Here is a 15,033-nt window from a genome sequence, read left to right as displayed (position 1 = left end):
GAACTAACATCAGCGTGCTAGAGCGCCCCATCAGACGCGGTATGGATAGCGTCATGCCTACGGCAGCGAGCCCGCTAACAAAGGCTAACGCCTGCACCCAAAAAAGCGACAAATCAAACATGATCGCAACTGCGGCTCCCACGCACGCACCCGCCGAAACACCCAGCAGATCAGGGCTAACTAGCTGGTTGCGAAAGACGCCCTGATACGCCGCTCCGCTGATACTAAGCGCGGCTCCAACGAGGATAGCCGCGATGATGCGCGGTATGCGGATGTTTTCGACGACGTTTTGGATATTTGCCGCGGCGTCCGTCGGTACACCGAAAAAGCCGCCGATCACGCTAAGCACGTCGCCCGGAGCCACGTAAAACCTGCCGACGCCAAGCGCGACTACACCGCAAACTACGGTCAGCACAGCCAGCAAAATCAGCATAAATTTAAAACTAATATTTTTCATCTTTCTCCTAAAATAAAATCTGCGTCCGCGGTAGTGCCGCACGCAAAATCGCTCGCAAAAGGGCTAAATTTGCTTTGCCGCTAACTTGACGAGCGAAGTTTTTGTTTCTTATTTGCGATCGCCACGCAAAACAGCGAGCAAAAAGGCGGTTTTTTGCGACCTAGATAATCCGCACCAAGCGCCAAATTTAAGCCGCTTGGATCAAATTTGCCCGCCGTTTTGCGTTTAAGGCTTGGCGCTAACGATAAATTTGAGCTAGGCACCCCTTGCCGCGTTATCAAATTTAAATCTAACATTTCCGCAATTTTTCGTCGAGCCAAATTTGAACGCAAGCTTCCGCCGCGTCAAATTTAAGCTATTTTACGACGCGGTCCATCCATCTAAAAAGCTCGTCCAGATCATAGTCGCCGCCGTGACCTTGCCCCCAAGACACCGCAAAATCAACCGTCTTGCCCGCATTTTGTAGCCCCAGCGCCAAGATAAGCGGTACGGCTAGAGCCGTGTCGGAGTCGGCCGCGCCGTGCCTGATGCGGTAAAATTTGGCCGCGTTTGCGTTACCTAGATAGCTCATCGCGTTTGCCATTTTTATGATTTTAGCGTCCGCGCTCTCGCCCGTGCCGCGTTTTGCGCTAAATTCGGTAAAGTGCTTCGCCGCCGCGTCCGCATCGCCGAAAAAGTCGTTTTCGGGATTTTGTAGCTCTAGTCCGTCAAATGCGGGCGTAGCTTTAGCGCGCGGCATAGATAGGACAAAGTCTTCAAATTTAAAATCATATCCGAGCGTGCAGCCCTGCGTTTCAAGCGTGAAAAACTCGGGCTTTAGTAGGCTTTTCTCCCGACTTTTTGCAGCCGCGAAAGAGTCTGCTAGCGTCTTTTTGACATACTCTTTAAAGCTTCCCTCACCGCTAGGCTCAAGCGTGAGCGCGCGGCCTTTAGCGTCTTTTAAATTTAGCGAATTTACGTAGGCGGGGAAGGCCGATTTTAGTGCGGCGGAGAGCTCTTTTTGCTCTGCGGTTAGCTCGCCTGAGACGATTTTTGGTTTACCGCTTCGGTCGTTAAATCCAGCCGCGTCAAGCGCGCCAAAGTCCATTTTCTCGTATTTCGTCTGTGCGCCGAACATCCACTCGTAGGCTGCGTCGGCGTTTTCTAGGTTCGTAACCGGGCAGTAGGCGGAGACCGCGTAGATCTCGTCGCTAGCCTTTGCGGCGCCGAGTGCTGCTAGATAGGGCTCAAACTCGGTCGCGTCCGCCGAGACGCCAAGCAGCGCCGACATCGCTCCGCCCGCGCTCGTGCCGTTTGATATGATTTTATTTGCGTCGCCCGCCATCGCCGCGTCGTTAAATTTGAGATACCGCACGGCGGCTTTTAGATCGACGATAGCTGCGGGCGCTTTGCCGCTAAATTTGCCGTTTGCGTCCTTGAGCGTCCTGCCTCTAGCTCCAGGCGCAGCGACGACGTAACCGCGCTCAAGCGCCGCTAGCACCGCGTTTGGCTTGCCGTTTTTATCAAGAGCGGGCGTAAAAGGCTTGCCAGGCATATATCCGCCGATGGAGTTTGGCAAAAAGATCGGAGCGCTTGCCGCGTCAAATTTGCCCGTCACATTTTTACTGTTTTTGTCTTTGCCGTCCTCAAAATACTGCGACGGAACGTAAAAATTTAGCCTCTGATACTCGCTATCCACGGGGTTTGCTACATAAACTATCCCCTCGTAGGCTCTAAATTTGACCTCTTTTTCGCCAGATTTTATAGAGCGCGTTTCAAATTTATCAGGGTCAAATTTCAGATCCGCCGCCTGCGCGCCGAGTGCTACGCACAGGCAAGCCGCCGTGCTCAATGCAAGCGCCCTCTTTTTCATCTTTGCTTCCTTTTGATTTTGCCCGTTTACCGGCAAAATCGCTCAAATTTGACTATTTGCTACCGTCCGGGTTTAGCCCTTTTAGGATGTAGTCAAACTCCGCGTCGCTAAGGTCGTAGTTCATAAATTTCTTATAAAACGCCTTAGTTTGGGCTTTTACGTCGACGTCTTTAAAGAGCTCCGGCTGAACGATAGTAGCCGCCCATAAAATTTGCAGTGCAGACTCCGCACCGTATCTATCCCAGCTAAACACGCCTTTTGGGTTGCCGTAGACTTTTTTGTTTTTAACCGCTTTTAGCCCTGCAAATACGGGATCGGCGTAGATTTTCTCAACCGCTTTTTGATTGTCCGCGCCGCCGACGATGATGATATCAGGGTCTGCCGCCACGATCTCTTCGGCCGTGATTTCTATCATGCTGCCCTCTTTTTGCACCGCGTTTTTACCGCCCGCGTATTTCACCCACGTGTCGATGATCGTTTTGGTGCCGTCGATTTTTAGCAGGTTTGCGCCGCCTACGATGTGTAGCACTTTAGGGCGCGCGGCGTCCTTTAGCTTGCTTGTGCGCTCGGTAACTAGCGCGATGTTAGCCTCTAGATTTTCGTTTAGTTCTTTTGCTTTGCTAGTCGCGTCGCCGCCGATGATCTGGGCCGTTAGCAGCACGCTTTTTTTCATATCGTCGTAGTCGCGAAATATCAAATTCGCCGCACTAAAGCCGTTTTTAGTAAGGTTTTCTTGGAAATTTTTGTTTGACACGACGACTACGTCCGGGGCTAGTTTAACGAGCTCCTCGATCTGGATGTCGTTGCCGTTTAGCGCGGCCGGCACCTCTGCTATGCGCGGGTAAATTTTAGCAAACCATTTATTTTTCTTGATTTGATCGGTCGTCGTTACGATCTTGTCCGCGCCGCCTAACACCAAGATCACTTGGTTGTTTGCGTGCCAGAGCGCGGCTATCTTTTGCGTTTTGGCCGGGATTTTAACCTCGTTGCCCGTCATATCGGTGATGGTTTTGACCTCGGCTCCTAGCGCGACGATAGCGCTTAAAAGCAACGTCGTGAGAAATTTTTTCATCTTTTGCTCCTTATGAAATGTAAATTTATAATATTGCAAAATTGCATATTAAAATTTGTGGAATATTACAGAAAAGCATATTAAAATAAGATATATTTTTTAAATTTTAATCAAGAAGCGAATTTAAAAGCTAAATTTAAGCAGCCCCGCCCGCGGTTTAGCAAGCGGGGCTAAAAAATCACTCGTGGTGATAGTCGTCGTAGATGACCTTGTTGGTTTGGAATTTGATGCGTTTTAGCTCGCGAATACGCAAAAACTCCTCCTCCTCGATCCTTTGGATCTGGATGGCGGCCTTAAAGGTCGGGGTCTTACTGATGAAGTCCCAGCCGTTGCTGGTTAGCTCGTTGCAGCAGCTCTCCCAGTAGTGGTAGGTCATCTGGATGACGCCGTCTGGGACGATGCCCGTGACGTCTGCTTTGATGACGATGTAGCCGTATCTACTCCACGCTTTGATGAAGTCTCCTTGCTTTATACCGTAGCGCTCGGCCAGCGCAGGGTTCATCTCAGCAATAGGTCCGATGCTGTCGCCGCCCTCTTCGATAGCTTTTGAGCGTCTAGTCATGACTCCGCCGGCGTACTGATAGACTTTACGCGTAGTTAGCAGCTGTATCGGATACTCGGCGTCGGTCGGCTCGTCCACGCTACCGGCCATCACTTCGTACTCAGGCGGTAAATTTACGCGTTTAGCAAACTCGGCTTTTGCCGGCTCGATATCTGCGACGCTCTTTACGTGCAAGCAAGGGATAAATTTACCTTTGCCGTCGGGCGTAAAGAATTTTTTATCTAGATAGAGGCTCTGTCCGCCCATGCTATTTTCGTCAGGGCACGGCCAGTGCAAGCCATGATACTTTTTGATACGGTAGTAGCTCATGCCGCCGTATCTTCTAGGGTCGCACTTGCGCACTTCTTCCCAAATTTCTTCAGGAGAGTTAAAGTTAAATCCCTCCGTCGCTCCGAGCCTTCTCGCGATCTCGCAGATGATCCACCAGTCTTGTCTGGCGTCTCCTGGAGGCGTGATGACGTGCTCGTTGTGCTGTACGCGGCGCTCGGCGTTGGCGTAGAGACCCTCTTTTTCGCTACTTGCCACGCCAGGCAGCACGACGTCGGCTTTACGCGACGTTTCGGTTAAAAATATATCCTGAACCACGTACATATCTACTTTAGAGATCGCTTTTAGGAAGTGGTTGGTGTTTGGATCCGTCATAACGGGGTTTTCGCCCATCGTCCAGAAAAAGTGTACTCTGCCGTCGAGGATGGCGTTTGGTACTTCGGTTTTGTGGATGCCGATTTTACCGTTTAGGAAGCCCGGCTCTAGATGCCAAACCTGCTCGAACCACTCGCGCTGTTTTGGATCGGTTACCAAGCCTAAATTTGGGAAAATATTTGGCAACACGCCCATATCGCAGCAGCCTTGGACGTTTTCTTGTCCGCGTATCGGTAGGTCGCCGCTACCTAGCTCACAGATATTTCCCGTTAAAAGGAATAAATTTGAGATATCGCAAACCGCGCCTACGCCGTGGTTAAAGTGTGTAACGCCCATGCCGTGCGTGATGACGGCCGGACGGATAGTCGCGTACATGCGAGCCGCTTTTCTCACGTCTTCAGGGTTTAGATTGGTGTAGCTAGCGATGGCTTCAGGCGAATAGTCCTTGACCGCTTCGCGTACGTATTCTACGCCTTTGGTGCATTCGTTTACGAAGTCCCAGTTAACTAAATTTTCCTCGAAAATAACATAAATCAGCGAGTTTATAACCGCGATATTGTGCTCGGGCGCTAACTGCAAATGCACGTCCGCTCGGCTGGCAAATTCCGTTTTTATCGGGTCTACCACGATGAGCTTAGCGCCGCGGTTTAGCGCGCGCTGTATGTGCATAGCAGCGATCGGGTGGCCGTTTTCGGGGTTTGAGCCGATCATCAATATACAATTACTATAAGGTCCGATCTCCGTGAAGCTGTTTGTCGCCGCTCCGTTACCGATTGTTTTGGCAAGACCTGCCACAGTCGGAGCGTGTCAAATTCTAGCGCAGTGATCGACGTTGTTCGTACCGATCACTGCGCGCATTATCTTTTGCGCGACGTAGTTGTCCTCTAGCGTACAGCGAGCCGAGTAGTTGCCTACTAGCGCGTCGGGGCCGTATTTTTCCTTTACTTCTTTCATCTTTGCGACGACTAGATCGAGCGCTTCGTCCCAGCTAGCCTCCTCAAGGTCTCCGTCTTTGCTAAATACTCCGTTTTTTTTGCGAATTAGCGGTTTTGTCAGTCTATCAGGCGCCCCCACGTAGTCCCAGCCGTAAAAGCCCTTTAAGCACAGATTGCCCTGATTTACGGGGTTATCCTGCACTCCAAGCGCACTTCTTATCACGTTGTTTTCGACGTGAAGCTCGACCTGACAGCCCGTGCCGCAGTACGGGCATATGACTTTGCCGGTCTTTGTCATTTTTTCTCCTTTCCCGATATGCAAAATTTGCACATTTATTAAATATGAAATATTCGCATATTTGTCCTTAAAAGATAATAAATTCTCTTAATCTTATAAATCAGTTTTCAAATTTAAGATTTAATTTATATTTTATATCTGTAAATAAAGCTGCAATACCTGTAAAATCGTAACTTCTGGTGTATCATTTTAGTTACTTATAAAGACGTATTGAGAGATTTTATTAAGATTAGAATTAGTTATTGTATTAATGTAACTTAAAATTCTACTTCAACGCTTAACCAAATTTGATCTCTCCGTAAGGCGTCAAACGAGCATAATGCGGTTAAATTTGTAAGCTTAAATTTGATAGCGCGAGCGTTTTGGGGATTTTTAAATTTTATGGTGAGTCATTTTGGAGCGCGATAAATTTATCGTGGGTTTTTGGCGAGCTAAATTTGACCGCCGACCCCACAAAACTAAATTTAACTTCACGAGCGAGCCCGTAAATTCTGCCAAATTTGACCCGTTTGGCCAGCCGTTGCCAGCAAAACCGAGTCAAACCTGACCGCGGCTAAAGGGCTTGGCGAGATATCTAGCTCCAAGCCCTCAAAATGAGCGGGTCAAAACCCGTGTGCCTTTTTTAACTCCGGATCGATCGGCTTTTTCATGCCGTCTTTAGTCACGCTCACATAGGTCGCGATCGCAGATGTTACGTGTATGCACTCGCGAAAACCGGCCGCATTTAGGCGCTGCGCCGTGACTTCGATCTTGGTTTTGATCGAGGTGTTGCCCACGTCCGTTATCTTGGCGTAGCAGCTCACGACGTCGCCGACGAAAACCGGCTGTTTAAATATAATCTCTTGCATCGAGATCGTCACGACGCGCTCCGGAGCCACTTCTCGCGCGGCCTGAGCACCGGCAAGGTCGATCTGGCTTAGTATCCAGCCGCCAAAAATATTGCCAGCAGAGTTCGTGTCTTTTGGCAAGGCGACTTGCTTCATGCGCGGTTCGCCCATACCTTCTAATGTTTTTTCCATTTTTATCCCTTCTATTTTTATTTAATTTTGCAAATTTAGCGACAATCCGCCGCATTTGGCTTATTTTGCGTCAAGCCGTCGTTTAAATTTTACTCGAAAAACCCGCGTCTTTTTAACCCAAATTTAGCATCAAAAAGGTGCGGGCTCGCTGCGCAAAAAGTAAATTTACAGCCCGATCAGCCGCGCAAGCCAAGGTCAAATTTGACAGCTAAGGGCGCGCCCTATTTCTCTCCCGCTTGCCACTTTTCCCATTCGCCGCTCTCGTCAAGCTCGTTTCCGATAGCCTTGTAGCGGGCGTAGTAATGCTCTACAAATGCCCTTGCCTGCGCGTGTTTAGGCAGGTAGCTTTTGCCCTCTTTGTCGCAAAATCTCGCCAAAAACTCGCCCGCAGGAGCGCGCCTTGCGTAGTGAAGCGCCAAATTTTTGTAGTTTGCGAGGCAAATTTCTTTAAATTTAGCGTAGTGCTCGCGGTCAAATTTGACGAGTAAAGCGCCGCCTTCAAAGCTAAGCGCGCCCGAGTCAAATAGCAAGCTAAGATGAATAAGCCCCTCGCAGTAGTACGCGCGCACCTCATCGACCTCACGCCACGCGATGAGTCCGACCGCGCGGGCGATGAGCTCGTGAAATACGCTCATCTCGTAGCTCGCCTCGCCGCCGATAAAGAAATTTACCAGCCCGCCCGTGGTCGCCTTGTACTCCTCGATAAATTTAAACTCGCCGTCCGCGTTCATCGCCTTTTCCGTGTCGGTGCCGACGAAAAGTATGTGCCCAAACTCGTGGCCGATCGTGGAGATTTCGTAGGTTTTCTTCCAAATTTGCGGCTTTTTAAACAAAATTTCGCGCCCGTAGTCCAAAAACTCGCGCGAGAAAATCTCCCCGCTAAGCTTCATAAACGGTCTCGCCTTGGCGCTCTCGTAAACGTGCTCGACGAAGGCGAATATCTTTTTGCCCCGCTCCTTGCTCACGGTCTCGTCGTTTGGCACGACCTGCGCGGAGAAAAGCCCGTTTAGCTCGGCGCCGTAGTAGATCATCGGCACGCTGATATATGTTTGCGTTCTAGCGATGTTTTGCGTAACTTGGCGCGCTAGCGCAGCGTCCTCTATCCCGCACTGCTCGCAAATTTGCTCGTAGGCGCGGATAACGCTAGCTTTAAACTTCTCCTCGTCAAAATCGCTGGCGCCTGAGAGCCTAACGTCCCACTCGAGTGCGACGGCATGCGTGTAGGCATCCTCGTAGTACTCGAGCGGATGGCCGGGCTGCAGCGGGCCTTTTACATCCATCCACGCGCGCTCGGCATCCTGCCACGCCGGGATCACTCGGTCGTTTTCTCGCTCGCAAAACGCCGCCTTTAGCTTTTCAAAGTACGTTACGTAGGCTCTTTGCTCGTCATTTAAAGCTAGCGATTTTAGATTTTTGATTAGCGCGTCCAGAGCGTCCGCCACGCGTTTTACTTCTTTTTCAAAAGCCGTGGCATACGGAGCAAAAGCGTATTTATCGCCGTTTTTCATGACTGCGCCGTAGCTTCGCTCGCCCTTTTGTCCGCCGTCCGTTTGGTATAGGCGGTTTTCGTCGATAAATTTGATCGCCTCAGCCATATTTGCAAATTTAGCTTCGAATTCTTTATTCGTCGTTTGCAGGATTTGCCTGTCCCACGCGCTTTGCCACGCGTTCATCGCTAGTCCCGCGCCGTGCATGCCGCTAAGTAGCGCCGAGTAAAACTCGTCTAAAATTTTCTCCTCTTTTACCCGCGCCAAAAGCTTTTCAAAACGCCCCTCGTAAAACTCGCGCACGAGCTCAAAAGCTTCGTCTTTTATGCGCTGTATCGCAGCTTCCTCGCGCCCTTGTTTTTTTAGCTCGTTTTCTAGCGGCTCAACCTTTAGATCGACTATGCGGCGTAAAACCGCGATTTTTTCACTCTTTTCACCCTTAAACCCTGCGATTTTTAGCATCTTTAGCACGATATCGCTTGGATTATCTAGCTGCCTATACATCGCGTTTAGCTCGTCTTTGCCTGCGGCTACTAGCTCGTTTAATCTTTTAAAATCGTTCACGTTTATCCTTTTAAAAATTTGGCGTATTTTAGCTTAAATTTGATGCATATCGCGTTAAAAATGAGTAAGCGGGAGTTAAATTTGAAGATGCGGACGGCAAAATTTGCGCCGTAAAGAGTGCGGTTTATAAAGCTCAAATTTGCATTTATCTAAAAACAAAGCGCGGACTCAAATTTGAGGTTAAATTTAAGCCCGCGCGAGTAAATTCGGCTAAATTTAACGCTTTAGCGAACAGCGGTTTAAAAAGTAGCAAGCGGGGCAAAATCCCGTGACGCCCACGATAAAGGGCACGAGCCCGACCAGCCCCCACCAGCTGCCAAACACCGCTCCTGCGATCATTATCGCTAGTCCGATCAGCGCTCTTATTATCCTAGTTTTTTTACTTAGCATTGCGTTTTCCTCTCTTTGTTTTTACATTTTTTACACGTATTTATACCAAAAAATTTATAAAGAGGACAATAACCGTAAACAGCCGTCAGTAGCGGCACGAGACCGACCAACCACAGCCAGCACTCACAGACGAACCCAAATGCGTATATCCAAACCGCAGCGATTACTAGGCGGATAGTTTTATCTAAAATCCCGACGTTTTGCATTTTCTCTCCTTTATGCTAGGCCTCTTATCATGCCTTGCATGACCATCGGCTTCATCATATATAGCTTCATCGCCCAGTTTAGGTAGCTCTCGCGAGTCGCGCCCATGCACGCTATCGTAGGCTCGGGCTTGCCCGTCCAGTTAAACTCCACCATCACCGCCTTGCCGAATTTCGTTAGCAGCGGGCAGGCGGTGTAGCCGCCGTATCTAGCACTCGGTTCGCGTCCTTTTATAACGTCGGCTAGATTTTGCGCCAGCACTGGATACATCTTGCGTATACTAGCTCCTGTTTTGCCCGCAGCAAATCCGCAAACGTCGCCGATAGCAAATATATTTTTAAATTTCGAGTGTTGCAGCGTCTCGCGCGTGAGGCTAATCCAGTTGCCTGCCACATCGCCCTTTTCTACGCTTAGCCCTGCATCGGCGTAGATTTTAGAAGCCTTCATGCGAGGCACTAGATGTAGGTAGTCAAATTTTACTTCGACTAGCTCTTTAGCGAGTTTATTTTCGCCGTTTTCGCGGTACGGCATATCGTGCTCAAATACCGCTATATTGGCACTTTTATCCACCTCAACCAGCTGATGCGAGGTAAAATACTTCACGTCTCGCTCCTCTAGCATTCCTTCTATCATTTTAGCATAAACAGGAGCGGAAAATATCGTCCGAGCACCCGAGTATATCGAGATATCAAGCTTGTCTCTGTTGCCTAAATTTCGCGCCATATCTTCGGTTAGCAGCGTTACTTTTTTATTTGCGCCCGAACACTTCATCGGTGTTTTGTTGTCGCTAAAGACTATCTTGCCGCCTTCTTTGCCGACTTTTTTCATTATGCCAGACATAGCAACGGCGCCAGGGATCGTGTAGATAGAAGTCACGTTGTCGCTACCGATATCGTCGGCGCTAAGCCCTTTTACGCTCTCAAACTCATACTCCGCTCCACTAGCTATCACGAGGTAGTCGTAGCTTAAATTTGACCCGTCCTCTAGCTTGACGGAATTTGCCGCCGGATCGATGGATGCGGCATTTTGCTTTATCCATTTTACGCCGTCTGGGATCAAATTTGATTTTTCGTAGGTTATGTCTTCGGGCAGATAGTGACCGGCTGCGATGAGCGTAAAGCCGGGCTGATAGTAGAAGTACTCGTCCTTATCAAGAACAGTTAGTTCGGCGTTTGGCATATCTCGTCGTAGTTTCGCCGCTAGGCTGATGCCGCCTAGACCGCCGCCGATTATTAGGATATTTGCGCGGATGTCCGCATTTTCTCCCGCATTTAGCTTGCTAACCCCTGCGACTCCCGCCGCCGCTAGCCCCGCCGCGCCTAAAATTTTCAAGACGCCTCTTCTGTCGATGCTTTGCATAAAAGCTCCTTTTAGAAGTTATTGTCAAATCATAGCGCATTTTAAAATTTAAATATGTAACAAAGTCACCTTAACGTCACGACTCCGCGTTTTAGCTCGACGAGCCCCTTTTTCTGCATCTCTTTTAGCGCTCTTGATACCGCCTCTCTCGCGCTAGCGATGTCGTTTGCGATCTGTTCGTGCGTGATCTTTAGCCCGTTTTTCGCGCCGTTTTGCTCGAGGAAATTTATTATTCTCCGAGCTAGCGGTAAAAATAGCGTCTGATCCATCGCCGTTATCGCGGAGCTAAACCGCGTAGCCATGAGCTCTAGCGCGTGATTTGCCACCTGCGGATAGTTTTCGCGTAGCCTCTTAAATATCTCCCTCGGGATCAAAATCATCCGCACGTCATCTTCGATTTGTAAATTTATCTCCGCTTGTAGCGCTCCTAGCGAACAAAAGCCGCACAGCATACAGCTATCGCCGTCTTGTAGGTTAAAGACGGTGATCTCTTTAAAATTACTCGTGCTAACCAGCCCGCGCGCACGTCCGCTTATGATGATCGCGTAGCCAAGGCAGCCATCTTTTGGGTATATCCTCTCGCCTTTTTTAAAGCTTTTTAGCGTCGCGCTTTTTAACACCGCCTCTTCATCCTGCGCACTAAGCGTAAATTTAGAGGTAAACCGCTGCTTTAGCGTATCTTTTAGCTCGTCTCCCGACATACGCGCTCCTTGGTTAAATTTTGGCTTTTCTTAATTATATTTTCTTTTACGTAAAAGCGCGGTGATAAAATTTAGCTACAAAATATTTTAAGCATTGATTTATTTCGTGACTAACTCACCGAGATTGCGCTAAAATTTGGCTAAAATTTAGAAAAAACGAGGAAAAATATGAAAACGCAGGACGAAAAACCAAGCTGGCTGCAGCACTTTCCGATTATGTTTTACACCGTAGTTATGGGGCTTGGCGGGCTGGCTCTCGCATACGAACGGCTAAATTTGATCTTTGATATCTCAGGCGCGGTTTTTGAGATTTTACGCGCCGCGGCGAGCCTAGCATACGCGCTCATCTGCGCTTGTTACGCGGCAAAGCTGATCAGATACCCGCAAGCTTGCAAGGCTGAGTTTTTCCATCCGGTGCGGGTAAATTTTTTCGCCGCATTTTCGATCGGCACGCTGCTAGTCGCCTCGCTCTGGCGGGACTTTGCGCCCGTTTACGACGCGCTTTTTTGCATGGGCGTAACGTTTCAGACCTTTATCACGCTACATGTCGTGTCTTTTTGGATCAAAAATAACGTCCAGATCGCGCACTCAAACCCCGCGTGGTTCATCCCGATCGTGGGCAATCTCTTTGTCCCGCTTGCAGCGCCCGCCGCGAGCGAGCTTGCGTGGTATTACTTTGCGATCGGGATATTTTTTTGGCCCGTGCTTTTTGCGGTTTTGTTTTACCGCATCATCTTTCACGATCAGATGCCGCAGAAATTTATCCCGACGCTTTTTATCGTGATCGCGCCGCCTGCGATGGCGTTTTTAGACTACGTAAAGCTCACCGGCGGCTTTGACGCGACGGCAAAGATCATGCTCTACGTCACGCTATTTTTCGCGCTTCTCATCCTTTTTATGTTTAAAAGCTTTTTGCGGCTTAAATTTTTCCTCTCGTGGTGGGCGTTTACCTTCCCGACGGCTGCGGCTAGCATCGCGTTTTTGCGAGCGTTTGAGTTTAACGGGATCAAATTTTTCTTGTTTGCGGGAGCGACGGGTTTTGCCATCCTATGCGTTTTTATAGGTATCGTGGGCTTTTATACGGTAAAAGCGATATTTAGCGGAGAGATTTTTACGGCGCAGAAGTGAGATTTTAGCGTAAATTCGGCGCAAAAGACGCTAAATTTAAGAGCTAAAATATCGCGCTATTTGCTTTAGCGCGGGCTTTAGACCTTTGTCGCCGCGTTTAATTTAAACCAAGCGGCAAATTTAGCTTTCTTAAGCGTAAATTTAGATGGGCCGTAGCGACGCTTAACCATAGCGTTTTGCGAGATTTGCGTCGCCTAGCCTATCCTAACCAAAAAGCGAATTATTTTAGCAATCCGCTTGATTTTAGCATATTCGTAATCTCTTTAACCTCGGCCGTACCCTTATGGCAAGCGACTTCTTGCTCCTCCTTGCTTAGCTTTTTTATGCTAGCGTAGTCGGCCTCAAACTCTTTTTTTGTCGCCTCGGCGCTAAATTCCTTATTGCCCTGAGCTTTGGCTTGTTTTGCCATCGCGTCGATGAACTCGTAAGAAACCTTTTCGTACTCTTTGCAAGCAGCAGGAGTTTCCTCGGCCGCCAAATGGCCGGCAAATACGCAAAGCGCAACTAAAAATAACGATTTTTTCATGTCTTTCCTTTTTTGAAGATGCAGCGTATGGTAGCGAAATTTAGCTAAATTTTGCCTCGCAGCGCGATCATTTCGCTAAAAGTTATCTCGCGGGCGTAATCGTCCGCCAGCTCGCGGTAAAATTCGTTGTTTAAATCAGCAAGCGGAGCGATCGCTTCAAGCGAGCAAGGCGCCTCAAGCGCGGCAAGTACGGTTAAAATTTCTTCAAATTTAACGATGTCGTCCGCAACCTTTATCGGCTCCCAAGAGCCAGCGTCGTGATAGGCAAAATACACGGGTGAAGCGTCACCAAGAGCAAAATCCATAAAAAACGGATCGTCCATGCCGTTACGCGCGATGACCCGCCAGCTCTTGCGCCACTGCCCGGGCGTATCGTCTGCTAGCTCCTCGCCCGTTTTGCGGCTAACGAGTCTATATCCCTCCTGAAAGCTCTCAAACTCGCCCTTGTCGGGGTAGAAAAAAGGCAGTAAAATGCACTCTGAAACGATGCGTTTGCGGATAAAATTTCGGATCAAATTTGGGATTTGCACGGCGTGGCCTTTGGGTTAAATTTGAGCGAATTTTAGCAGAGTTTTTAATCCGCGCAAAATTTGCGTTCAAATTTAAAAATGGGCTTAACTAAGAGATCAATTTTACGCTCAAATTTTACGCTCTCGCTCAAACGGATGCGGCGCCTGACTTCGTCAGCACGAAAATTTTACGAGATCAAGCAAAGATGCCCGCGAGACGACGCGCCGCCCAAAAAACGTAAGCGGAAGTATTTTGAGATGATTTTTGTGGTTGCGACGTAAAATTTCGGCGTAGATAGAACATATAGTTCATCAAGCAGAAATTTTACTAGCTCTACAAAAAGCGCTTGCAAAAAGGCACACAATCAAGAAACGTAAGCGGAAGTATCGCGGAGCAGATTTGCTTGTTTTGAAGTAAAATTTGAGCGTGCGCTAGGCATATAGCCTGCGGAGCGAAAATTTTACGAGATCAAGCAAAGATGCCCGCGAGACGACTCGCTACAAAGATTGTAAGATTTTAGGTTTTGAAAACGCCGTTATAGGTTTAATCTCCCCCTTAAATTTCTCAATCTGCGCTAGCACGGTGTGAGCCGAGTTGCTTTGCGCGAGACTTGACGTGCCTTTGTCAAAGGTTAGCACGTTTACGCAGCCGTGCTGGCAGAGGCTCTTTTCGCCCCATTTTTCAGGGTCGTACCACGCGCCCTCGCAGATAGCTACGACGTGCTCAGGCACGATGTCGGTGACTAGCACGCCAGCTAAAATTTCGCCGCGTTCGTTAAATACGCGAGCGACGTCGCCCGTAGCTAGGCCGCGCTCTTTGGCGTCTTTTGGATTTATTAGCACCGGCTCTCTGCCGCTAACTTCGGCGAAATTTCTAATAATAGAGTTGTTTAGCTGGCTGTGCAGGCGGTAGCGAGAGTGCGGGCTAACGACGTGTAGCGGGTATTTTTTCGTCGCGTTGCCTAGCCACTCTTTTGGCTCGATCCACGTAGGCATCGGCGGGCAGTCGGCGTAGTTCATCTTCGCTATCGTCGGCGAGTAGATCTCTATCTTGCCCGACGGAGTGCCTAGGCGGTTTTTGGCGGGATTTTCGCGGAAGGCCGCTAGACGCGTGTATAGGTCGGTTTCCGTGTTGTCTTTTTCAAACCTCACGTAGCCTTTTTCGTAAAATTCCTCAAAGCTAGGCATGGTTAAACTTAGCCCTTTAGCCTGCTCTGCCGCGTCGGCGTAAAATTCCTTCATCCAGCCTAGCTCGTCCTTGCCCTCGCTAAATACCTCGCCTCTGCCCCAGCGTTTGCAAATTTGCTCGCAGATCCAAAAGTCGCTCT

16 protein-coding genes are annotated in these 15,033 nt (G+C 49.0%); 2 read left to right on the top strand and 14 right to left on the bottom strand.

The window, feature by feature from the left end; translation table 11 throughout:
* From Q0314_RS02340 to Q0314_RS11280, 5 genes are all read right to left on the bottom strand, one after another.
* A partial coding sequence (locus tag Q0314_RS02340; protein WP_298056096.1) for an iron chelate uptake ABC transporter family permease subunit occupies positions 1-457 on the bottom strand: 457 nt, incomplete at its 3' end.
* 80 nt (positions 458-537) lie between these two features.
* On the bottom strand, positions 538-753 hold the full coding sequence (locus Q0314_RS02335; RefSeq protein ID WP_298056094.1) for a hypothetical protein: 216 nt from the start codon (positions 751-753) through the stop codon (positions 538-540).
* Between the two features lie 59 nt (positions 754-812).
* Positions 813-2,309: a subtype B tannase gene (locus Q0314_RS02330; RefSeq protein WP_298056091.1), complete on the bottom strand. Its 1,497-nt coding sequence runs from the start codon at positions 2,307-2,309 to the stop codon at positions 813-815.
* Between the two features lie 52 nt (positions 2,310-2,361).
* Positions 2,362-3,381: an ABC transporter substrate-binding protein gene (locus Q0314_RS02325; RefSeq protein ID WP_298056089.1), complete on the bottom strand. Its 1,020-nt coding sequence runs from the start codon at positions 3,379-3,381 to the stop codon at positions 2,362-2,364.
* A gap of 178 nt (positions 3,382-3,559) precedes the next feature.
* Positions 3,560-5,818, bottom strand: coding sequence for a molybdopterin-dependent oxidoreductase (locus tag Q0314_RS11280; RefSeq protein WP_366114339.1), 2,259 nt, complete (start codon positions 5,816-5,818; stop codon positions 3,560-3,562).
* Positions 5,819-6,212: 394 nt separating this feature from the next.
* Between Q0314_RS11280 and Q0314_RS02310 the strand changes: the two genes are divergently transcribed.
* On the top strand, positions 6,213-6,365 hold the full coding sequence (locus Q0314_RS02310) for a hypothetical protein (RefSeq protein ID WP_298056088.1): 153 nt from the start codon (positions 6,213-6,215) through the stop codon (positions 6,363-6,365).
* Between the two features lie 55 nt (positions 6,366-6,420).
* On the opposite strand, the gene Q0314_RS02305 is transcribed toward Q0314_RS02310, so the two are convergent.
* From Q0314_RS02305 to Q0314_RS02280, 6 genes are all read right to left on the bottom strand, one after another.
* Positions 6,421-6,837: an acyl-CoA thioesterase gene (locus Q0314_RS02305; RefSeq protein ID WP_298056086.1), complete on the bottom strand. Its 417-nt coding sequence runs from the start codon at positions 6,835-6,837 to the stop codon at positions 6,421-6,423.
* A 221-nt stretch (positions 6,838-7,058) separates the two neighbouring features.
* Positions 7,059-8,888, bottom strand: coding sequence for an invasion protein CiaB (ciaB, locus tag Q0314_RS02300; RefSeq protein ID WP_298056082.1), 1,830 nt, complete (start codon positions 8,886-8,888; stop codon positions 7,059-7,061).
* Positions 8,889-9,104: 216 nt separating this feature from the next.
* On the bottom strand, positions 9,105-9,278 hold the full coding sequence (locus tag Q0314_RS02295) for a DUF2892 domain-containing protein (protein ID WP_177387100.1): 174 nt from the start codon (positions 9,276-9,278) through the stop codon (positions 9,105-9,107).
* The gene (locus Q0314_RS02290) at positions 9,272-9,484 is read right to left on the bottom strand and encodes a DUF2892 domain-containing protein (protein WP_002949192.1); all 213 of its coding nucleotides are present in this window, start codon (positions 9,482-9,484) and stop codon (positions 9,272-9,274) included. Before Q0314_RS02290 ends, Q0314_RS02295 begins: the two co-directional genes overlap by 7 nt.
* 10 nt (positions 9,485-9,494) lie before the next feature.
* Positions 9,495-10,841 (bottom strand): FAD/NAD(P)-binding oxidoreductase, encoded by a 1,347-nt coding sequence (locus tag Q0314_RS02285; protein WP_298056079.1) that lies wholly within the window; start codon positions 10,839-10,841, stop codon positions 9,495-9,497.
* Positions 10,842-10,906: 65 nt separating this feature from the next.
* The gene (locus tag Q0314_RS02280; protein WP_298056076.1) at positions 10,907-11,542 is read right to left on the bottom strand and encodes a Crp/Fnr family transcriptional regulator; all 636 of its coding nucleotides are present in this window, start codon (positions 11,540-11,542) and stop codon (positions 10,907-10,909) included.
* Positions 11,543-11,710: 168 nt separating this feature from the next.
* Between Q0314_RS02280 and Q0314_RS02275 the strand changes: the two genes are divergently transcribed.
* On the top strand, positions 11,711-12,670 hold the full coding sequence (locus tag Q0314_RS02275; protein ID WP_298056074.1) for an SLAC1 anion channel family protein: 960 nt from the start codon (positions 11,711-11,713) through the stop codon (positions 12,668-12,670).
* Positions 12,671-12,890: 220 nt separating this feature from the next.
* Here the strand turns inward: Q0314_RS02275 and Q0314_RS02270 are convergent, their stop codons facing one another.
* From Q0314_RS02270 to Q0314_RS02260, 3 genes are all read right to left on the bottom strand, one after another.
* On the bottom strand, positions 12,891-13,196 hold the full coding sequence (locus tag Q0314_RS02270; RefSeq protein ID WP_298056071.1) for a lactoferrin binding protein: 306 nt from the start codon (positions 13,194-13,196) through the stop codon (positions 12,891-12,893).
* Positions 13,197-13,240: 44 nt separating this feature from the next.
* Positions 13,241-13,726 (bottom strand): hypothetical protein, encoded by a 486-nt coding sequence (locus Q0314_RS02265; RefSeq protein WP_298056069.1) that lies wholly within the window; start codon positions 13,724-13,726, stop codon positions 13,241-13,243.
* Positions 13,727-14,203: 477 nt separating this feature from the next.
* The coding region (locus Q0314_RS02260; RefSeq protein ID WP_298056065.1) for a molybdopterin dinucleotide binding domain-containing protein at positions 14,204-15,033 on the bottom strand (830 nt) is incomplete at its 5' end.

The organism is uncultured Campylobacter sp. (assembly GCF_938040115.1).
Classification (GTDB): Bacteria; Campylobacterota; Campylobacteria; order Campylobacterales; family Campylobacteraceae; genus Campylobacter_A.
Note: the sequence above shows the minus strand (reverse complement) of the source record. Positions and strands in the feature narration are given on the sequence as shown.

Bases quoted from the DNA above. Each gene is read 5' to 3' on its own strand.
- Q0314_RS02275 (WP_298056074.1), top strand. From the start codon at position 11,711: ATGAAAACGCAGGACGAAAAACCAAGCTGGCTGCAGCACTTTCCGATT.
- Q0314_RS02270 (WP_298056071.1), bottom strand. From the start codon at position 13,196: ATGAAAAAATCGTTATTTTTAGTTGCGCTTTGCGTATTTGCCGGCCAT.
- Q0314_RS02335 (WP_298056094.1), bottom strand. From the start codon at position 753: ATGTTAGATTTAAATTTGATAACGCGGCAAGGGGTGCCTAGCTCAAAT.
- Q0314_RS02280 (WP_298056076.1), bottom strand. From the start codon at position 11,542: ATGTCGGGAGACGAGCTAAAAGATACGCTAAAGCAGCGGTTTACCTCT.
- Q0314_RS02285 (WP_298056079.1), bottom strand. From the start codon at position 10,841: ATGCAAAGCATCGACAGAAGAGGCGTCTTGAAAATTTTAGGCGCGGCG.
- Q0314_RS02295 (WP_177387100.1), bottom strand. From the start codon at position 9,278: ATGCTAAGTAAAAAAACTAGGATAATAAGAGCGCTGATCGGACTAGCG.
- Q0314_RS02305 (WP_298056086.1), bottom strand. From the start codon at position 6,837: ATGGAAAAAACATTAGAAGGTATGGGCGAACCGCGCATGAAGCAAGTC.
- Q0314_RS02290 (WP_002949192.1), bottom strand. From the start codon at position 9,484: ATGCAAAACGTCGGGATTTTAGATAAAACTATCCGCCTAGTAATCGCT.
- Q0314_RS02325 (WP_298056089.1), bottom strand. From the start codon at position 3,381: ATGAAAAAATTTCTCACGACGTTGCTTTTAAGCGCTATCGTCGCGCTA.
- Q0314_RS02330 (WP_298056091.1), bottom strand. From the start codon at position 2,309: ATGAAAAAGAGGGCGCTTGCATTGAGCACGGCGGCTTGCCTGTGCGTA.